We start from the raw sequence: 17677 nt of genomic DNA on the forward strand, positions 1-17677 counted from the left end.
CCACAACCCACAAGACGGCCGAGAGAAGAAAACCAACCGAGACATTCAATGAAAAAGTACTTGATCGCGATGGCTGCGGCCACCGCGGCTGGCGGAGCGCTGGCCCAATCTTCCGTGACGCTGTTCGGCGTCGTCGACGCCTCCGTGGTCTACACGCGCGGCAGCGGCAACGGATCGGCCCACAAGACGCAGCTGGGCAACAGCGGCAACATGTTCAGCCGCCTCGGTTTTCGCGGCACGGAAGACCTCGGCGGCGGCTACTCGGCCAACTTCTGGCTCGAGATGGGCCTGCAGAACGACAGTGGCACGGGCTTTCCGTCGAACTCCAACAACCAGGCCAGCGGCAACGGCACGCCCGGCGTGCTGAGCTTCAACCGCCGTTCGACCGTGAGCCTGGCCGGCCCCTTCGGCGAAGTGCGCCTGGGCCGCGACTACGTGCCCGCCTTCTGGAACACCGCGATCTTCGACCCCTTCGGTACGGGCGGCGGCATCGGCGCCAACCAGATCTACTTCTCGGGCCTGGGCGGCCTGGTGGCGCCCACCGGCACGCGCGCCTCGAACAGCATCGGCTACTTCCTGCCGGGCAGCCTGGGCGGCTTCTACGGCCAGGTGATGTACGCGATGGGCGAGAACGACTCGACCTCGGTGCTGCCCGGCACCCAGGTGTCGAACAAGCGCGACGGCCAGCACACGGGCGCGCGCTTCGGCTACCAGAGCGGCGGCCTCAACGTGGCGCTGGCCACCGGCCGCACGCGCTACGTCGCGGGCGACCTGCGCGTGACCAACCTGGGCGCGTCCTACACCTTCGATGCGGCGCTCATGAACCTCAAGCTCACGAGCGAGCTGTACAAGGAATCGAAGGGCAGCACCGACGCCAAGGGTGTGCTGGTCGGCTTCCAGCTGCCCATCGGTCCGGGCGAGATCAAGGCTTCGTACGCGCGCTACAAGCTGGAGCCCGCCAACGCGGTGCGCGAGCCCACGACGTCGAAGCTGGCCATCGGCTACGTGCACAACCTGTCCAAGCGCACCGCCGTGTACGGCACCATCGCGCGCATCAGCAACAAGAACGGCGCGACGCAGGCCCTGGCCGGCGCCATCACCATGCCCAACCGCGCCTCCAGCGGCGTCGAGTTCGGCATGCGGCACATGTTCTGACGCGGGAGGGCCGGCATGCGCGCAACCCCCGTCTGGCCGCAGGTGCGGCGCCTCGCGGCGCTGGCCCTCGGATCGCTGCTCGTGGCCGGCTGCGCCGGCATGTCGCCGACCGCGCAGCCCGCGCCCGGCCAGCTGCTGCTGGCCAGCCCCGACAAGCTGCACGGCCTGCCCGACGCAGGGCGCAACTGGGTCATGTCGTACGCGTCCACCGCCTTCGACGGCGCGAACGCGGTGGTCGTCGGCCAGGTGGCGCTGCCGCGCACGCCCGCGCCCGCCGGCGGCTATCCGGTGATCGCTTGGGCCAACGGCTCGACCGGGCTCGCACCGCAGTGCGCGCCTTCGCTGGTCGTCAACCGCGAGCGCGATGCCTACCTCAACGCCTGGGTGCAGCAGGGCTATGCCGTGGTGCGCACCGACTACGCAGGGTGGGGCGCCTTCGGGCCGGTGCCCGACCTGCACAGCCGCAGCAACGCCGAGAACCTGGCCGATGCCGTGGCGGCCGCGCATGCGCTCGACGGCGCGAAGCTGCGCCCCGACTGGATCGCCGTGGGCCACAGCAAGGGCGGCGGCGCCGTGCTGTGGGCCGCCGGCCTGCCGGACCGCAGCGCGGGCCGCTACCCGCTGCGGGCGGCCATCGCCATCGCGCCCACGGGGCCCGGCGTGCTGCGGTTCATGGACAGCGTGATGCGCGGCGAAGCGGTCGCCGTCCCGGCGCTGCCCTTCGTGTCGCTGACCGTGATGAGCGCCAAGGCGATGAAACCGGACCTCGACGTGCAGGGCCTGACCTCGCCCGCGCTGCGCCCGCACCTCGACGCGATGGGCTCGGCCTGCCTCTCGGGGCTGTTCGCGATGCCGCCGCTGCCGCCGGGCCCGTACCTGAAGCCCGGCGCGGCGTACGACGCGATGGCGCGGCTGCTGGCCGCGCAGGATGCCTCGTCGCTCACGATGCGGGTGCCCGTGTCGGTCATCCAGGGCGAGAAGGACGAGACGACGGTCACGCCCGACACCACGGCGGCGATGGTGCGCAGCCTGTGTGCGCGCGGCGCGACCGTGCAACTGAAGCAGTACGCCGGACAGACCCATCGGTCGGTCATCGGTGCCTCGCAATCCGACGCGTTCGGATTCGCCCGAACGGTCCTCGACGCAGGCAGGCCAGCGAGCGACTGCCCCTGAAGCCGCGCCGGCCCCCGTGCAACCCACCTGAGAAGAATCCCATGTCATCCAAGGCCATGCGCTGGTACGGGGTCGTCACCCTGTTCGTGATCGTCGCGATCTCCTACGTCGACCGCATCAACATCGCGGTGCTGATCACCGATGCGGCCTTTCTGAAGCACGTGGGCATCGACGCCGCCGACCGCGTGAGCCAGGGCCTGCTGGCCACGGCCTTCATGCTGGGCTACGGCATCTCGGCCTTCGTGCTCACGCCGTTCTGCTCGGCGCTGTTCGGCGTGCGGCGCAGCCTGATCTATGGTCTCGTGCTGTGGGGCGTGGTGACCTGGGCCTCGCCCATGTTCCACAGCTACGGCATGCTGCTGGCCTCGCGGGTGCTGCTGGGCGTGTCGGAAGGGCCGCTGTTCTCGCTGGCTTCGTCGTACATCAAGGCGCACTTCCAGAGCCACGAGAACGGCAAACCGAATGCGCTGGTGAACATGGGCACGGGCCTGGGCCTGGCGGTGGGCTACCCGCTGGTGGGCTACCTGCTCACGCAGTTCGAATGGGACAGCTCGTTCCATGTGCTGGGCGTGCTCAACATCGTGCTGGGCATTCCGCTGGTGCTGGCCTTCGTGCGCATGCCCGCGGGGCACGGCGACGGCATCAAGCCTTCGTCGCTGGGCGATGCGATGTCGCGCGTGGCGGGCATCGTGAAAGGCGCGCTGCACACGCGGCACCTGTTCCTCATCACGCTGCTCACCTCGGCGGCGCTGGCCTACCTCTGGGGCAGCAGCAACTGGCTGCCGACCTACCTGCGCGAAGCGCGCGGCTTCTCGCTGCGCGAGATGGGCTGGATCGCTTCGCTGCCGCAGTACGCCACGGTGCTCGCGGTGTTCACGGGCGGCGTGCTCATCGACAAGCTCGGGCGCGACCGCGTGCCCTTCATCTTCATGGGCGCGAGTGCGGGCGTGGCACTGTCGGTGCTGCTGGCCATCAACGCGCGCGACCCGTACATGGCCGCGACCTGCCTCGTGGCGGCGAACTTCTTCTGGGGCCTGCAAAGCCCCGCCATTCCGAGCACCGTGCAGCACTGCTCGCGGCCCGAGCACACGGCCAGTGCCTTCGGCGTGACCAACGGCGTGGGCAGCCTCGTGGCGGGCTTCATGCCGGCGCTGATGGGCGGCGTGATCACCGCGGTGTCGCACGGTGGTGGCGCAGCGCACACAGCGGTCACCGCGGCCTCGTCGGCGGCGGGTTTCTTCGCGGGCTTTGCACTGCTCATCGGCACGCAGGTCGTCGTGTTCGCATGCGGCTTTCTGCTGTGGTGGCGCGAGCGCGCGCAACGCACGGCTGCAGTCTCTGGTTCACAGCTTTCGTAGCCTTCGCCGCGGCTTGAACCTTCGTACTGTGGCCGCTTCGTCACAGTGAAGGGCCCGGGTTTTTGTCATCTGCGTGAGCAGGTGTTGCGGGCACAGAACCATCTTCGTATCGCATGGCACGCGTCGCGTGCCATGACGCCATTCGGCCTATCGCGCGCGAACAATTGGAGAGAGAAAAGTTCCGCGGATCGTTGAGCTCATTGCATCGATCAGCTACAACTGCGTGCACTTCAACGGACGAGGGAATGCGCGTGAAATCAACCACAAGAGCCGCAGCCAGTCTTGCCGTCGCCATCGCTTTCGCCATGGCCCCGGCCGTTCACCTGACGGGTGAACGCATCGCGTCGATGCACGGGCACTGAGCCCGGCCCGCGACACCCCACCGCGTTCACACGCTCCCCCCAACACCCCGCGTCTTGACGGGAATGGCGCCGCTCGCCCCGCGCATCCTGGGACCACCGCAGCACACGCGGTGCGGTCCGGCCTGAGCCTGCGTTCCTGACGAACTGCTTGTTCGCCGGGAGGGCGTTGTGCTGCCCGCATTTCCTGTTGATCTGTCGTTCCACTCATCCCGCGCGCGTCACGCGCATCGCCGGCTATCCGCCGGTGCCTGCGGTGCGGCGCATGTTCCTTACCAAGAGTACCCAGAGGCGATCATGAAATCACTGAATACACCTGTCGTTCATTGCCTGGCCCTCACGGCCGTGACCCTTGCCGCGCTGACGGCCTGCGGCGGCGGCGGAGACAGCGGCGGTGGCGCATCCTTCGGCGGCTCCGGCCTGAACGCGCCGTCGCTGGCCAACGCGCCCGCGGCCGACGGCGGAGACACCACCAAGAAGACCCCCGACGATGGCGTGCCCGCTGCACGCGATTCGGCAGTGGCCGCGGTCGATCGTTCGGCGCGGCCGATGGAACTGCCCGACACGGTCTGGCCCGTGAACTACAAGCTGTGGTTCCGCCCCGATGCGGCGCTCAAGACTTTCGTGGGCCGCGCCGACGTGGAGATCGACGTGCTCCAGCCGGTCGACGCCATCGTCGTCGCCGCGCACGACCTCAACTTTGCGCGCGGGCGCACCACGCTGCGCAAGGTGTCCAAGCCGGGCGAAGCGATCCCGCTGATTCCCACGCCGCAGACGCGCGGCGACTTCGTGCAGCTGCGCCTGAACGACGGCCAGATCGCCAAGGGCAAGTACCTGCTGCACATGGAGTGGGACGGCAAGATCCAGTTCTCCGACGCCGAGTACTGCACGCCGGACGTGATGGCGAAGAACCCGCTGTGCTCGGCCGCGTCGGGCATCTTCAAGGTGGGCCTCTCGACGCCCGAGGGCGTGAGCAGTGACGCCATCGTGACGCAGGGCGAAACCAACTTCGCGCGCCAGTGGTTCCCGGGCTGGGACGAGCCGGCCTTCCGCCACACCTTCGAGATCTCGGCCGAGGTGCCGGGCGACTGGAAGACCGTGTCCAACGGTGCGCAGACCGAGGCCGTGAAACTGCCCGACGGCTACCAGCGCGTGGCCTTCGAGAAGACGCCCTCGATGCCGATGTACCTGGCCTTCTTCGGCGGCGGCAAGTTCGACATCCTGGCCGACACCTTCAAGAACCCGCTGGACGGCAGCGACATGGCGCTGCGCTGGTTCACGCCGCCGGGCCGCTCCGACTGGGCCAAGTTCGCGATGGAGTGGACCAAGGTGTCGATGGACTACTACTACAAGTACACCGGCATCCCGCTGCCCTTCAAGAAGTTCGACACCGTGGCCGCCAACGACAGCTACGACAACAAGCCCAACACCGGCTTCGGCGGCATGGAGAACTGGGGCTCCATCTTCGAGTTTGCCGACGCGGTGCTCACCAAGCCCGGCGACAAGCCCACGCTGTACTCGGTGACCGTGGTCACGCACGAGGTGGCGCACCAGTGGTTCGGCGACCTCGTCACGCTCGACTGGTGGGACAACGTGTGGCTCAACGAGTCGTTCGCGCGCTGGTTCGAACGGCGCACCACGATCAAGTTCCACCCCGAGTACTACAGCTTCTCCGACTACGTGCTGGACAAGCACAACGTGATCGTGGCCGACCTGAAGCCCTCGGCCGTGCCGGTGCAGCGCAACCTGAACGACGCGGGCTCGTTCGGCTTCATCAGCCCGTCGATCTTCGTCTACAACAAGGGCAGCCACGTGCTGGAGACGATCCAGAACTACATCGGCGAAGAGGCGATGCAGAAGGGCCTGCAGATCTACCTGAAGGACTATGCGTACGGCAACGTCACGCCCACGCGCCTGTGGACCTCGCTGGAAAAGGCCACCAACAAGAAGGTCAGCGACATCGGCGACAGCCTCATCCGCCAGACGGGCGTGCCGCTGCTCACGGTGGATGCGCAGTGCGCCGGCAACCGCACCTACGTGAACATCACGCAGGAGTCGTTCCCCAACCAGAACCAGTTCCCGGCCTCGACGTGGACCATTCCCGTCACGCTGGCGTACGGCGACGCGATGGAAAAGCGCGAGACCTTCGTGATGTCGAACAACGCCACGCAGGTCGAGCTGCCGGGCTGCACCGCGGTGCTCGCCGGGCCGACGGGGCAGGACTACTACGTGAGCAACTACAGCGCGCAGTCCTGGAGCAACCTGCTGGCCAATGTGCAGAACTTCGCGGGCAACAAGCCGCTGCTGCTGAACATCGAGCGCGATGCCTTCCGCCTGCTGGGCGTGGGGCGCATCACGCAGGCGCAGTACGACCAGATCAAGGGCGTGCTGAACCTGCCGGCGCCGCTGCTCGCCAAGACGCAGCTGAGCCAGCAGAAGATGGCCGCGGTGGATGCCGGCGAGAAGGAAGAGTACCCGCACGCGCTGCGCTTCCAGGGCAAGCTGCCGCTGCGCGAGAACCAGAAGCGTTGAGTCGGATTGATCTGAGCCTTATTTCGTGAACCTCGCATGCGCCGCGCCGGCGGCGCATGCGTCACCTCATTCGAACCTCATGAAAACTCTTCTGAATTTCTTTCTGGCAGTGGCCTGTGTGTCGCTGCTCTCGGCCTGCGGCGCACGCGGCGGACCCGAGACCGAACTGGTCGGCGTCTACGCCGTCGAGCGCAACGGCGTGCTCAAGGAGGTCGTCAAGATCGAGCGCGACGGCGACCGCTACATCATGCGCGACAAGGTGCGCACCCCCGAGTGGAGCGAACCCAAGATGCAGCTGCAGCCGGTGACGCGCGAGCGCTGGAGCCGCATCACCACCGACACGGAGAACACGTCCTTCGTCGGCATCTCGAGCGACCAGCTCGGCATCTTCAAGGTGCCGCCCGGGTGGCAGAAGAACGGCTTCAAGACGCAGACGGGCTACTTCTTGTTCTATTCGCAGGGGCCGGTGGAAGCGCACAAGCTCTGATCGGCCACCAGCACCACGACAGCGCACGTGCCCCGAACGAGAGGACCTGGTTACGGCGCAACGATCGCGCCTTCGATGCGGTGACGCTTCAACGCATCAGCGACAAAACCAGAAGCCTTCATTTCTTCGACGAAGGAGGCAAGCAGCGCCTGCGCCTGCGCCCCGCGACTGGCCGGCGTCCCCATCGCCTGCTGGATCACCATGAAGCGCCCCGGCAGCACACGCACGCCTGGTGCGCGGGCTGCTTCACCTTCGAGCAGTTGGCGGATGCCCGCCGCCACCTCGACCTCGCCCGCACGCAATGCAGCGAGCGCAGGCCCCGCGCCCTGAAGGCGCACGATCTCGGCCGCCTTGATCTCGCGCGTGAGGAACAGGTCGTAGGCGCTCCCAGAGCCGACCGAGATGCGGTGGCCTGCGGCATCGACCTGCGCGTTGTTGGTCAGCGCAGAAGATTCGGGCACGAGGTAGCTGCCCTCGATCAGCACATAAGGCGCCGTGAAGCGCAGCCCTTCGCTGCGCGCCGGATCGACCGCGAAGAAGCCGATGTCGGCCTTCTCGTTCTTCACCGCGTCCACCGAGGCTGCGGCCTTCTCGAACACCACCAGCTCGATGCCCACGCCAAGGCGCCGCGCGAACTCGCGGGCCAGGTCGATCGACACGCCGACGGGCTCGCCCGTGCTGGCGTCCTTGTTGGCCAGGATCGGGTTGCCGAGGTTGATCGAGGCGCGCAGCGTGCCGCTGGGCGCGAAGGCGGTCACGAGGGCGGAAGAGGGCGAAGTGGTCATGGCGTCCGTTCGTCGGGAAGGCGGAAGGAGGGGATGAAGGCCGCCAGTTTACGGGCCGTGGGGCGCCGGTTCAGCGTGCCGACAGGGGTTCCAGCCCCGTCTTCGCGATCGTCGGCGCTGCGGCCGGCGCGTTGAGGTAGCGGATCAGCTGGCGCGCCGCCTCGGGCTGCTTCGAGGCCGTGGCGATGCCGGCCGAGAACACCGTCACGCGCTGCACCTCGGCGGGCAGCGGGCCGATGTAGTCGATGCCCTCGATGGGCAGCAACTCGCTCACTTGCTGCAGGCCGAGGGCTGCGTCGCCACGCGCCACCACCGTGCCCACGCGCTCGCTCAGGATGCGCTTGCTCTTGGGCTTGACCTGGTCCTCGATGCCCAGCGTCTTGAGCAGCTCGGTCTCGTAGTACGTGCCGCTCGCGCTCGCCGAGTAGGCGATCGACGGCGCTGCGAGCAGCGTGCGCTTGAGCGCATCGACCGTGCCGATGTCGGGCTTGGGCGCGCCCTTGCGCACCGCGAAGCCGATCGACGAACGCACCAGGTCGACCTGGCTGCCCGCCACCACCTTGCCCTGCGCCACCAGCGCATCGAGCGCGGGGCGGGCCAGGATCACGACGTCGGCGGGTTCGTTGCGGCCGAGGCGGCTGGGAATCGAATCGCTGGCATTGCCCATCGACGCACCGTAGGCCGTCTTCACGCTGCGCCCGGTGCTGCGCTCGAAGCCCGGGCGCAGCTCGTTGTAGGCGGCGGTGAAGCCGCCGGAGGTCATGACGTGGATGTCGCCTGTGGCGGCGGGTGGGGTGCTGACGCAACCGGCGAGCGCGAAGGAGGCGGCCAGCGCCAGGGCGGCGCGGCGGGTCAGGGCGGAACGGGGGAAGGCGAAGGCTGTCACGGCGTGTGTCTCCTGAAGATCGTGCCGTGCCATCGTAGGGGCCGAGCCTGTCAATCGGCCTTCAGGAAATTCCGGGTTACTACCAGCTACCCGCGCGAGGGCTTGGGCGGGTCCGCGTCCTTGGCGGGCGCCGCCGCCGGCAGCCGCCCCCGCTTCGCCAGCCCTTCGCGCAGCAGGAATTCGACCTGCGCGTTCGCGCTGCGCAGCTCCTGGGCCGCCAGCCGCTCGATCTCGGCCCACAGGGCCGGATCGATGCGCAGCGGGTAGGACTTCTTACCGGGACTGGCCATCAGGGAACAACGACGTGGCGGCGGTGAACGGGAGCCTTGGATGCATCAGGTGTAGAGCGTGCCCGTGTTGACCACGGGCTGGGTTTCGCGGTCCGAGCACAGTACCACCAGCAGGTTCGACACCATCGAGGCCTTGCGCTCGTCGTCGAGCACGACGAGGTTGCGCTCCGACAGCCCCTTGAGGGCGGCCTCGACCATGCCGACCGCGCCCGCCACGATCTGGTGCCGCGCGCTCACGATGGCCACCGCCTGCTGACGCCGCAGCATCACCTGGGCGATCTCGGGCGCATAGGCCAGGTGGGTGAGCTTGGCGTCGAGCACCTCGACGCCGGCGCTGGCAAAGCGCTGGTTCAGCTCGGCCTTGAGGGCATCGGCCACCACGTCGAGCCCGGCGCGCAGCGTGACCTCGTCGCTTTGCAGGTCGTCGCCGCTGTCGTAGGCGTAGAGCGTGGCCAGGTGGCGGATGGCGGCTTCGGACTGGATGGCGACGAACTTGTTGTAGTCGTCGATCTCGAACACGGCCTGCGCTGTGTCGTGCACGCGCCAGACCACGGCCGCGCCGATCTCCACCGGGTTGCCGCGCTTGTCGTTGACCTTCAGCGGCGGCGTGTTCAGGTTGCGCGCGCGCAGCGAGATCTTCTGGCCCGACTGGAACGGGTTGGTCCAGCGCAGGCCCTCGCTGCGGTCGGTGCCCTGGTACTTGCCGAAGAGCGTGAGGATGATGCCCTCGTTGGGCTTGAGCATGTACAGGCCCGGCAGCAGCGAGACGCCGACGACGATCAGCAAGATGCTCAGGGGCAGCGGCATCATCCGCCGCACGAGAACCCAGGCGCCGACCGCAAGGATCAGCAGCGCCACGGCGACGATGCCGTATCCGTTGACGGACCGGTACGGCCGCTCCCTGCGGACCGGGCGAGGGATGGACGGGGTCTGCTCGTGCATGAAGGCCTCCTGTTGAAAGTGATATCACTTTAATATCTTTTTGGAGGTCGTCAAGGCTTTCTTTCGGCTCGCCTTCGCCGGTTCGGCTGCCTCGCGCAGGCACTGCGCAAACTGCGCGACGAGGGGCGGGCTGGCGCGTGGCTTGCGCTGCAGGAGGCCGATCTCGCGATGGAACGTGGCCTCGCCGAGGGACAGCATGCGCACGCCCGGCGGCAGCGGCAGGTGGGCCTCGACCCGCGGCACGAGCGCAACGCCCAGGCCCTTGGAGGCCAGGTGGATGAGCCCGGAGATTTCGTCGACCTCGATGGCGTCGCTGACCACGAGGCCTTCGCGCTGGAGGAATCGTTCGACCATGCGCCCGCCGAACGATGCGCGGTCGTAGCGCAGGAACGGCTGTTCCTGCAGCAGGGTGCGCCAGTTCCTGCCCGGCACGTTCGCGGGGGCAATGAGCACATAGGGCTCGCGCACCAGGGTCTGCCACGTCAGCTCGGGAAGAATGCCGAAAGGCGGCCGGATGATCACGGCCGCATCGATGCTGCCGGCGTCCAGGTCGTCCATCAGCCGCATCGACACGCCGGGCGAGATGTGCACGCGCAGCAGGGGGAAGCCGGCGCGCAGTTTCTCGAGCGCCCGCGCCACCAGTGTCGGCTGCGCGGACGCGATGGCGCCGATGCGCAGCAGCCCGGCGTTCGCAGCGTCGTCGGGCAGCTCGCCGAGCTTGGCGTAGAGGCCGCAGATTTCTTCCGCCCGTCCCAGCGTGGTCTCGCCCGCCGCATTCAAGGTGGCAGAGCGGCCCGTGCGATCGAAGAGCGGGAACCCCAGGGATTCCTCGAGCCGCTTGATCTGGCTGCTGACGGCCGACTGCGTGAGGCCGATGCGCTCTCCCGCCGCGGCGAATGTGCCGTGGCGACACACGGCGATGAAGGTTCGAAGCTCGGTGATCATTAGGGATTCATCGAAATGGGTGGTGCTCAGCGATGAAATATATCGTTTTCGGTTATGTGGCTCGCTGCTTAGAGTTTGCTCACCCTGAACTCCTTGATCGATGAACCCCATGAGCACCCCCACTGCACGCATCCCGTTCCACCTGGCCTTTCCCGTGCGCGACATCGCCGAGGCACGCGCCTTCTACGGCGAGTTGCTCGAATGTCCCGAAGGCCGCAGCTCGACCGAGTGGGTCGACTTCAACTTCCACGGCCACCAGATCGTGGCGCACCTGGCGCCCGACGAATGCGGCCACAAGACGCACAGCGCCGTGGACGGCCACGACGTGCCCGTGCGTCACTTCGGCGCCGTGCTGCCGATGGACCTGTGGCAGGCAATGGCCGACAAGCTCATCGCACGCCAGACGCCATTCGTGATCGAGCCCTACATCCGGTTCAAGGGCGAGCCCGGCGAACAGGCGACGATGTTCTTTCTCGACCCGTCGGGCAACGCCATCGAGCTGAAGTCCTTTGCGGACCTGGATTCGCTGTTCGCCGTCTGAAAGCGCCGACGTGAAAACAACCCACTGCCTTCTGGCGGCCGCAACGGCCGCGGCGCTCCTGCTGTGTGCGGGGCGTGCATCCGCCCAAACCGACGTGCTGAAGAAGATCAGGGAGTCCGGCGCCATCACCATGGGCGTGCGCGATGCCTCGGGTGCCATGTCCTTCACCCTGGGGCCCGGCAGCTACACGGGCTTTCACGTCGAGGTCTGCGAACGTGTCATTGCCGACATCGGGAAGGCGTTGCAGATCGGCAAGATCCACGTGAAGTACCAGCTCGTCACGCCGCAGAACCGCATGCCGCTCGTGCAGAACGGAACGGTCGACATCGAGTGCGGCACCACGACCAACAATGCGGCGCGCCAGAAGGACGTCGCGTTCGCCCCGACGCTCTATGTCGAGGGGGTTCGCATCGCGGTCAAGGCGACATCCGGCGTTGCTTCGGCGGCCCAGCTCGCCGGCAAGGCGGTGGCCGTCACGACGGGGAGCACCTCCGTCCAGCTGCTGAGAAAACTCAAGCGCGACAACGCCCCGGAGATTGCGGAGGTGTACGCCAAGGACAACAGCGAAGGGTTCCTGCTGCTCGAATCGGGCCGCGCAGAGGGCTTCGTCGCCGACGGGCAGATCCTTGCCACCTTGATTTCCAGGAGCAAGGAGCCGGCGCAGTACCGCTTGCTCGACCAGGTGCTCAGCGTCGAGCCGATCGCGATCATGGTTCCCAAGGGCGATGCCGCGTTCAAGAAGCTGGTCGATCAAAGTGTCCTGGCGTTGGCAAGGAGCGGGGAGGCCGCGCGGCTCTACGACAAGTGGTTCATGCAGCCCATTGCGCCGCACGGCGCGAAGGTGGGGCTGCCGGCCAGTGCCCTGACCAGGGCCGCCTGGGCCAACCCCAGCGACAAGCCGATGGAAGACTACGAGGTGCGATAGGGTCGCACGCGCAAGGCGACGAGGTCGAATCAGACGATCAGGTCGAAGCAGGAGCCCGCGTAGTAAGGCTTGTCGCCGCCATCGACGAAGGGCACCTCGATCGGCTTGCCCTCGTTGCGCCACACGTCGCGCTTGCGGTAGCCGGCGCGTGCCAGGTCGGCCAGCAGCTCGTCGTGGTGCTGGATGCGGTAGGCGCACACGGCCACGCCGATGCTGTTGAGCGTGTAGATCGTGCGCTCGGGGTGCACGGCCGTGGTGTTCATGACGATGCGTCGGGGCTTCACGGCGAGCGCGGAAAGAATCGCGTCCATGCGCATCGGCAGGTACTGCAGGCTGCCCGACACGTACAGCACGTCGCAGCCGCTCGCGTCGCGGTAGTCGGTGGTGAAGCTCAGTTGCGCGGTCGCCTCGCGCTTGAGGGCCATCGCGCGGCCGCTCTCGACCACGCCGGGCACGTCGCACACCGTCCAGCGCAGGGTGTCGGGGTAGCTCAGCACGCGCCGGAAGGCGTAGTACTTGATGCCGACGTGCCCGCCCAGGTCGAACACGCGCGTCAGGCCCGCGTCGATGGAGCGGCCCAGCCAGAAGAGGCCGGGGTAGTCGTAGAAATAGATCTGCGGGCTGTAGAGCTCGCCCGCGTCGGCATTGGCGTAGCCGACGGCCTTGCTGGGCGGCGCGCCGGCCTCGGCCGCCTCGAAGCTCTCGAACGACCCCATGAAGAGGTTCTCGTCCGTGTTGTTCAGGAACTTGCGCCGGTAGGCGCTTTCGCGGGGCGGGAAGGTCAGCAGGCTTGAAAGCATGTCTCTCTCCTGTGGCTTTCGCATTCTGAGCGCAACCGGCGCCTTTGGGGGGCGATAGCCCAGCGCCGCGGGGGCGGTTACCCCGTGGGGGTTTACATGCCGCTCGCCAGCGCCGCAGCCGCCGCGCGGGTCTCCACCCCCAGCTTCTCGAAGATGTGCTCCAGGTGCTTGTTCACCGTGCGCGGGCTGGTGCCCAGGATCTCGCCGATGTCGCGGTTGGTCTTGCCCTTGGCGAGCCACGACAGCACCTCGGTCTCGCGCGGCGTGAGGGCCGCGTCGGCCAGGCGCGCGGCCGGGCCTTCGCGCTGGAGGGCGAACAGCAGCATGGTCTCGCCCAGCGCCGCCGCGCCCAGGTTGCGCACCGACAGGCGCATGCCCGTGGCGGTGCCGATGGCGATCGATGCACCCGGCGCCAGCGCGGGCTCCACCGACGCGGGCAGGCGCCCCGGCGCCACCGGGTCTTCGAGTGCATGCAGCCACAGCGCGGCCTGCGGCGAGCGCCAGGCGATGCGCCCGCGCGTGTCGACGAACACCACGCCCATGCCCGCCACGTCGACCGCGTCGCGCGCCATGCGCGTGATGCGGGCGTTGCGCGTGTGGGTGTGCAGCCGCGCCAGCACCTCCTGCGCGCGGATCGGCTTCACCACGTAGTCGACGCCGCCGCACTCGAAGCCCTCGACCACGTGCGCGGTTTCCGACAGGCCGGTCATGAACAGCACCGGAATGTGCGCCAGCGCCGCGTTGGCCTTGATGCGCCGGCAGGTCTCGAAGCCCGAGAGGCCGGGCATGAGGCCGTCGAGCAATATCGCGTCGGGCACCACCAGCTCGAGCCGCTGCAGCGCGGCCTCGCCGTCAGCCGCCACCAGCACGGTGTAGCCGCTGGCCTCGAGCGTGTCGCACAGCATGCCCAGGCTGCTGGGGGCGTCGTCCACCACCAGCACGACGGGGCGTTCGGGTTCATGACCGGGCGAGGGGAGTGTCTGCATCTTCTGCCAGTGCGTTGCGGAGGGTGTCGAGTTCGAAGCGCGCGACCATGCCGCGCAGCCAGGTGCAGGTGGCCGCCGCGGCGGGCGAGGCGGCGGCCAGCCGGTCGAGCGCGGTGTGCAGGCCGCGCACATGGCCCATCTGCACCAGGCGCATGAGGTCGGCGCGGTCGTCTTCGCCGAGCGCGAGCAGGGGCGGGCGCGGCGGCGCCAGGTCGGGGTCGGCGGGAGGCGGCAGGGCATCGCCGGTCGCCAGCCATTCGAGGCCCAGGTGCCGCTCCAGCGTGGCGATGAGTTCCGACTCGATCACCGGCTTGCCCACGAAGGCCTGGCAGCCCGCGGCGCGCAACCGGTCGGCCTGGTTCTCGAACATGTTGGCCGAGACGATGATGATCGGCAGCTCGGCAAAGCCCGAGGCCCGCACCGAGCGCGCGGTCTGCCAGCCGTCCATGTCGTCCATCGTCAGGTCCAGCAGGATGGCCGAGGGCAGCTCTTCGCGCAGGCTGTCCAGGCACTCGGTGCCGCTGGCCGCCTCGCGCACCGTGAAGCCCAGCGGCGCGAGCATGCCGGCGAGCATCTGGCGCTGCACCGGCTGGTCGTCCACCACCAGCAGCGTGCGGCGCTCGCCCAGGTAGCCCGACACCGGCTCGCGCGAGCCCGCCTGCGGGCCGGGGTCAGCCACCTCACGCAGGTACACGCGCACGCTGAAGGTGCTGCCCGCCGACGAGGTCGACGCCAGCTTGAGCTCGCCGCCCATGAGCGAGGTGAGCAACCCGGTGATCGTCAAACCCAGCCCCGTGCCCGGCTCGCCGCGCCGGCGACCCGCGGCGCCGCGCTCGAAGGGCAAAAAGATGCGCTGCCGGTCCTGCGGCGCCACGCCGATGCCGGTGTCGACCACGTCGAAGCGCAGCACCTCGCGCCGCGCGTCCACGTGCAGCGTGACGGTGCCGCTGTCGGTGAAGCGCACGGCGTTGGTCAGCAGGTTGATGAGGATCTGGCGCAGCCACTTCACGTCGGCATGCACCCACGGCGGCAGCCGGCCCGCATGCGTGTAGACGAACGCCAGGCCCTTGGCCTCGGCCTGCGGGCGCACCATCTGCACCACCTGGTCGAGAAAGGCCGGCAGCGCCAGCGGCGAGGGCTCCAGTTGCAGCCGCCCGGCCTCGATGCGCGCCAGGTCGAGCAGCCCGTCGATGAGGCCCAGCATGTGCTCGCCGCTGCGGTGGATGGTCTGCACCGCTTCGCGCGGTGGCAGGGCCGCGTCGCCGCCCTTGAGCAGGATCTGCGAGTAGCCCAGGATGCTGTTGAGCGGCGTGCGCAGCTCGTGCGTCATGCCGGCCACGTAGCGCGTCTTGGCCTGGTTGGCGGCCTCGGCGGCTTCCTTGGCGGTCTGCAGCGCGGCGTCGGTGCGGCGGTGGGCCTCGATCTCGAGCGCGAGCAGGTTGTTGTGGCGGTTCGATTCTTCCTGCGCCATCTGCCGGCTCTCGCTGCCCAGCACCACCCACCACGCGGCCACGGCCGCCACCACCGAGAGCAGCGCGAACACTTTCAAAAAGGCTGTCGCCATCGCCGAATCGATGGTGCCCGCGATGGCCTCCTGCGCGTAGACCACGCCCACCACCGTGGCCAAGAGCGCGATGAGCGAGGTGGCGACCAGCAGGTAGTGCGCGACGCGGAAGTTGAGCCGCGCCGACAGCGCGGGCGGCAGCAGCGCCTGCAGCCAGCCGCTCATCTGCTCGGCCGCGCGCGAGTCGGTCTTGCAGCGGTCGTGGCAGCGCGATTCGAGCGTGCAGCACAGCGAGCAGATCGGCGCGCTGTAGGCCGGGCAGTGCGCCATGTCTTCCGACTCGAAGCTGTTGTCGCACACCGAGCATTTCACGCTCTGGCCGGGCGTCCAGCGGTCGATGTCGGTGCGCGCCAGGTAGTAGCGCCCGCGCGTCCGCCACGCCAGCAGCGGCGACACGGCCATGGCCGTGGCCAGCGCGATGAAGGGCGAGAAGGCCCGCGCCCACTGGCCCAGCGCGCCCGAGTAGGCCAGCATCGCCAGCGCCGCCGCCACCAGCATCGCGACCAGGCCCACGGGGTTGATGTCGTACAGGTGCGCGCGCTTGAACTCGATGGTCTTCGGGCTCCAGCCCAGCGGCTTGTTGATGACGAGGTCGGCCACCAGCGCGCCGACCCAGGCGATGGCGATGTTGCTGTAGAAGCCCAGCACGTGCTCCAGCGCGGCGAACACGCCCAGTGCCATCAGCAGGATCGCGATGGCCACGTTGAACACCAGCCACACCACGCGCCCCGGGTGGCTGTGCGTGAGGCGCGCAAAGAAGTTCGACCATGCGAGCGAGCCCGCATAGGCGTTGGTCAGGTTGATCTTCATCTGCGACACGACGACGAACAGCACCGTGATGCCGAGCACCCATGCCGGGTCGCGCAGCACGTACGAGAAGCCCGTGAGGTACATCTGCGTGGGCTCGATCGCGTGGTTGGCCGGTATCTCGTGCTGCAGCGCCAGGAAGGCGAGGAACGCGCCGCCCATCATCTTCAGCATGCCCGGCACGATCCAGCCCGGCCCGGCGACCAGCACCGCCGTCCACCAGCGCCCGCGGTTGGCGGCGGTCTTCTCGGGCAGGAAGCGCAGGTAGTCGACCTGCTCGCCGATCTGCACCACGAGCGAGAAAGCCACCGTGGCCGCCGCGCCGAACATCAGCGGATCGAAGCCGCTGCTGTCCGAGGTGCGGCCCACGAGCCCGGTGAAATCGGCGTACAGCTCGGGCTTCTTCACCATCACCGCGATGAAGGGGCAGACGAACAGCACGATCCAGATCGGCTGCGTCCACAGCTGCAGCCCCGAAATGAGCGTGATCCCGCGTGCCACCAGCGGAATGATCACGATCGACGACACCAGGTACAGCAGCCACAGCGGCCAGTCCAGGTACATCTGCAGCGCCAGCGCCAGGATGGCCGCCTCGAGCGCGAAGAAGATGAAGGTGAAGCTCGCGTAGATCAGCGAGGTGAGCGTGGAGCCCAGGTAGCCGAAGCCCGCGCCGCGCGTGAGCAGGTCCATGTCGACGCCGTGGCGCGCCGCGTAGTACGAGATGGGCAGGCCCGTGAGGAAGGTGATGAGCCCCACCACCAGGATCGCCCACAGCGCGTTCGAGAAACCGTAGCTCAGCGCGATGGCGCCACCGATGGCCTCCAGTGCCAGGAACGAGGTGGCGCCGAAGGCCGCGTTGGCCACGCGGAACTCCGACCACTTGCGAAAGCTGCGCGGCGTGTAGCGCAGCGCGTAGTCCTCCAGCGTTTCGTTCGCGACCCAGGCGTTGTAGTCGCGGCGGATGCGAAAGATCTTCTGTCCGGAGACGGATGTCATGGCGGGTTCTCGCGGCGGCGGCAACGGTGGCATGCGGCAGGTACAGCAAGAAGCGCTCCCTGCGGTCCCGTGCCTTGTCTGCTCGCGAGTCTGCGGCCCGGGCAGGGGCGCATCGCTACGTTGAATGACGTATTCGCGCAGAGGCA

At 68.2% G+C, this 17677-nt stretch carries 15 protein-coding genes; 7 read left to right on the plus strand and 8 right to left on the minus strand.

The window, feature by feature from the left end; all coding sequences use genetic code 11:
- Positions 1-48: 48 nt before the first annotated feature.
- From AC07OH_RS04075 to AC07OH_RS04095, 5 genes are all read left to right on the plus strand, one after another.
- Entirely contained in the window at positions 49-1155 is a 1107-nt protein-coding gene (locus AC07OH_RS04075; RefSeq protein WP_495299702.1) for a porin, read from the plus strand.
- Positions 1156-1170: 15 nt separating this feature from the next.
- Positions 1171-2328 (plus strand): alpha/beta hydrolase family protein, encoded by a 1158-nt coding sequence (locus tag AC07OH_RS04080; RefSeq protein WP_495299703.1) that lies wholly within the window; start codon positions 1171-1173, stop codon positions 2326-2328.
- 41 nt (positions 2329-2369) lie between these two features.
- Positions 2370-3686, plus strand: a complete 1317-nt coding sequence (locus AC07OH_RS04085) for an MFS transporter (RefSeq protein WP_495299704.1) — start codon at positions 2370-2372, stop codon at positions 3684-3686.
- Between the two features lie 656 nt (positions 3687-4342).
- Entirely contained in the window at positions 4343-6577 is a 2235-nt protein-coding gene (locus AC07OH_RS04090) for a M1 family metallopeptidase (RefSeq protein ID WP_495299705.1), read from the plus strand.
- A gap of 79 nt (positions 6578-6656) precedes the next feature.
- Entirely contained in the window at positions 6657-7064 is a 408-nt protein-coding gene (locus AC07OH_RS04095; RefSeq protein WP_495299706.1) for a hypothetical protein, read from the plus strand.
- Between the two features lie 50 nt (positions 7065-7114).
- Here AC07OH_RS04095 and AC07OH_RS04100 read toward each other — a convergent pair whose 3' ends face one another.
- From AC07OH_RS04100 to AC07OH_RS04120, 5 genes are all read right to left on the minus strand, one after another.
- A complete protein-coding gene (locus tag AC07OH_RS04100; protein WP_495299707.1) occupies positions 7115-7849 on the minus strand; it encodes a transporter substrate-binding domain-containing protein in 735 nt (244 codons plus the stop codon).
- A 70-nt stretch (positions 7850-7919) separates the two neighbouring features.
- On the minus strand, positions 7920-8768 hold the full coding sequence (locus tag AC07OH_RS04105; protein ID WP_495299708.1) for a substrate-binding domain-containing protein: 849 nt from the start codon (positions 8766-8768) through the stop codon (positions 7920-7922).
- Between the two features lie 53 nt (positions 8769-8821).
- On the minus strand, positions 8822-9025 hold the full coding sequence (locus tag AC07OH_RS04110; RefSeq protein ID WP_495299709.1) for a type II toxin-antitoxin system antitoxin: 204 nt from the start codon (positions 9023-9025) through the stop codon (positions 8822-8824).
- A 45-nt stretch (positions 9026-9070) separates the two neighbouring features.
- Entirely contained in the window at positions 9071-9967 is an 897-nt protein-coding gene (locus tag AC07OH_RS04115) for an SPFH domain-containing protein (RefSeq protein WP_489057074.1), read from the minus strand.
- Positions 9968-9991: 24 nt separating this feature from the next.
- Entirely contained in the window at positions 9992-10912 is a 921-nt protein-coding gene (locus AC07OH_RS04120; RefSeq protein WP_495300955.1) for a LysR family transcriptional regulator, read from the minus strand.
- A 109-nt stretch (positions 10913-11021) separates the two neighbouring features.
- Between AC07OH_RS04120 and AC07OH_RS04125 the strand changes: the two genes are divergently transcribed.
- Both AC07OH_RS04125 and AC07OH_RS04130 read left to right on the plus strand, forming a co-directional pair.
- Positions 11022-11453 carry a VOC family protein gene (locus AC07OH_RS04125; protein WP_495271528.1) on the plus strand — a complete coding sequence of 144 codons (432 nt, stop codon included), beginning with the start codon at positions 11022-11024 and terminating at the stop codon, positions 11451-11453.
- Positions 11454-11463: 10 nt separating this feature from the next.
- Positions 11464-12378 (plus strand): amino acid ABC transporter substrate-binding protein, encoded by a 915-nt coding sequence (locus tag AC07OH_RS04130; protein ID WP_495299710.1) that lies wholly within the window; start codon positions 11464-11466, stop codon positions 12376-12378.
- A gap of 29 nt (positions 12379-12407) precedes the next feature.
- Here AC07OH_RS04130 and AC07OH_RS04135 read toward each other — a convergent pair whose 3' ends face one another.
- The 3 genes from AC07OH_RS04135 to AC07OH_RS04145 form a co-directional block, all read right to left on the minus strand.
- Positions 12408-13178, minus strand: a complete 771-nt coding sequence (locus AC07OH_RS04135; protein WP_495299711.1) for a TIGR04325 family methyltransferase — start codon at positions 13176-13178, stop codon at positions 12408-12410.
- A gap of 92 nt (positions 13179-13270) precedes the next feature.
- Entirely contained in the window at positions 13271-14164 is an 894-nt protein-coding gene (locus tag AC07OH_RS04140; protein WP_495299712.1) for a response regulator, read from the minus strand.
- On the minus strand, positions 14136-17531 hold the full coding sequence (locus AC07OH_RS04145; RefSeq protein ID WP_495299713.1) for a hybrid sensor histidine kinase/response regulator: 3396 nt from the start codon (positions 17529-17531) through the stop codon (positions 14136-14138). The genes AC07OH_RS04140 and AC07OH_RS04145 overlap by 29 nt, the downstream gene beginning before the upstream one ends.
- Between the last annotated feature and the right edge of the window lie 146 nt (positions 17532-17677).

The sequence above is a fragment of the Variovorax sp. GW821-FHT10C12 genome, assembly GCF_059415405.1.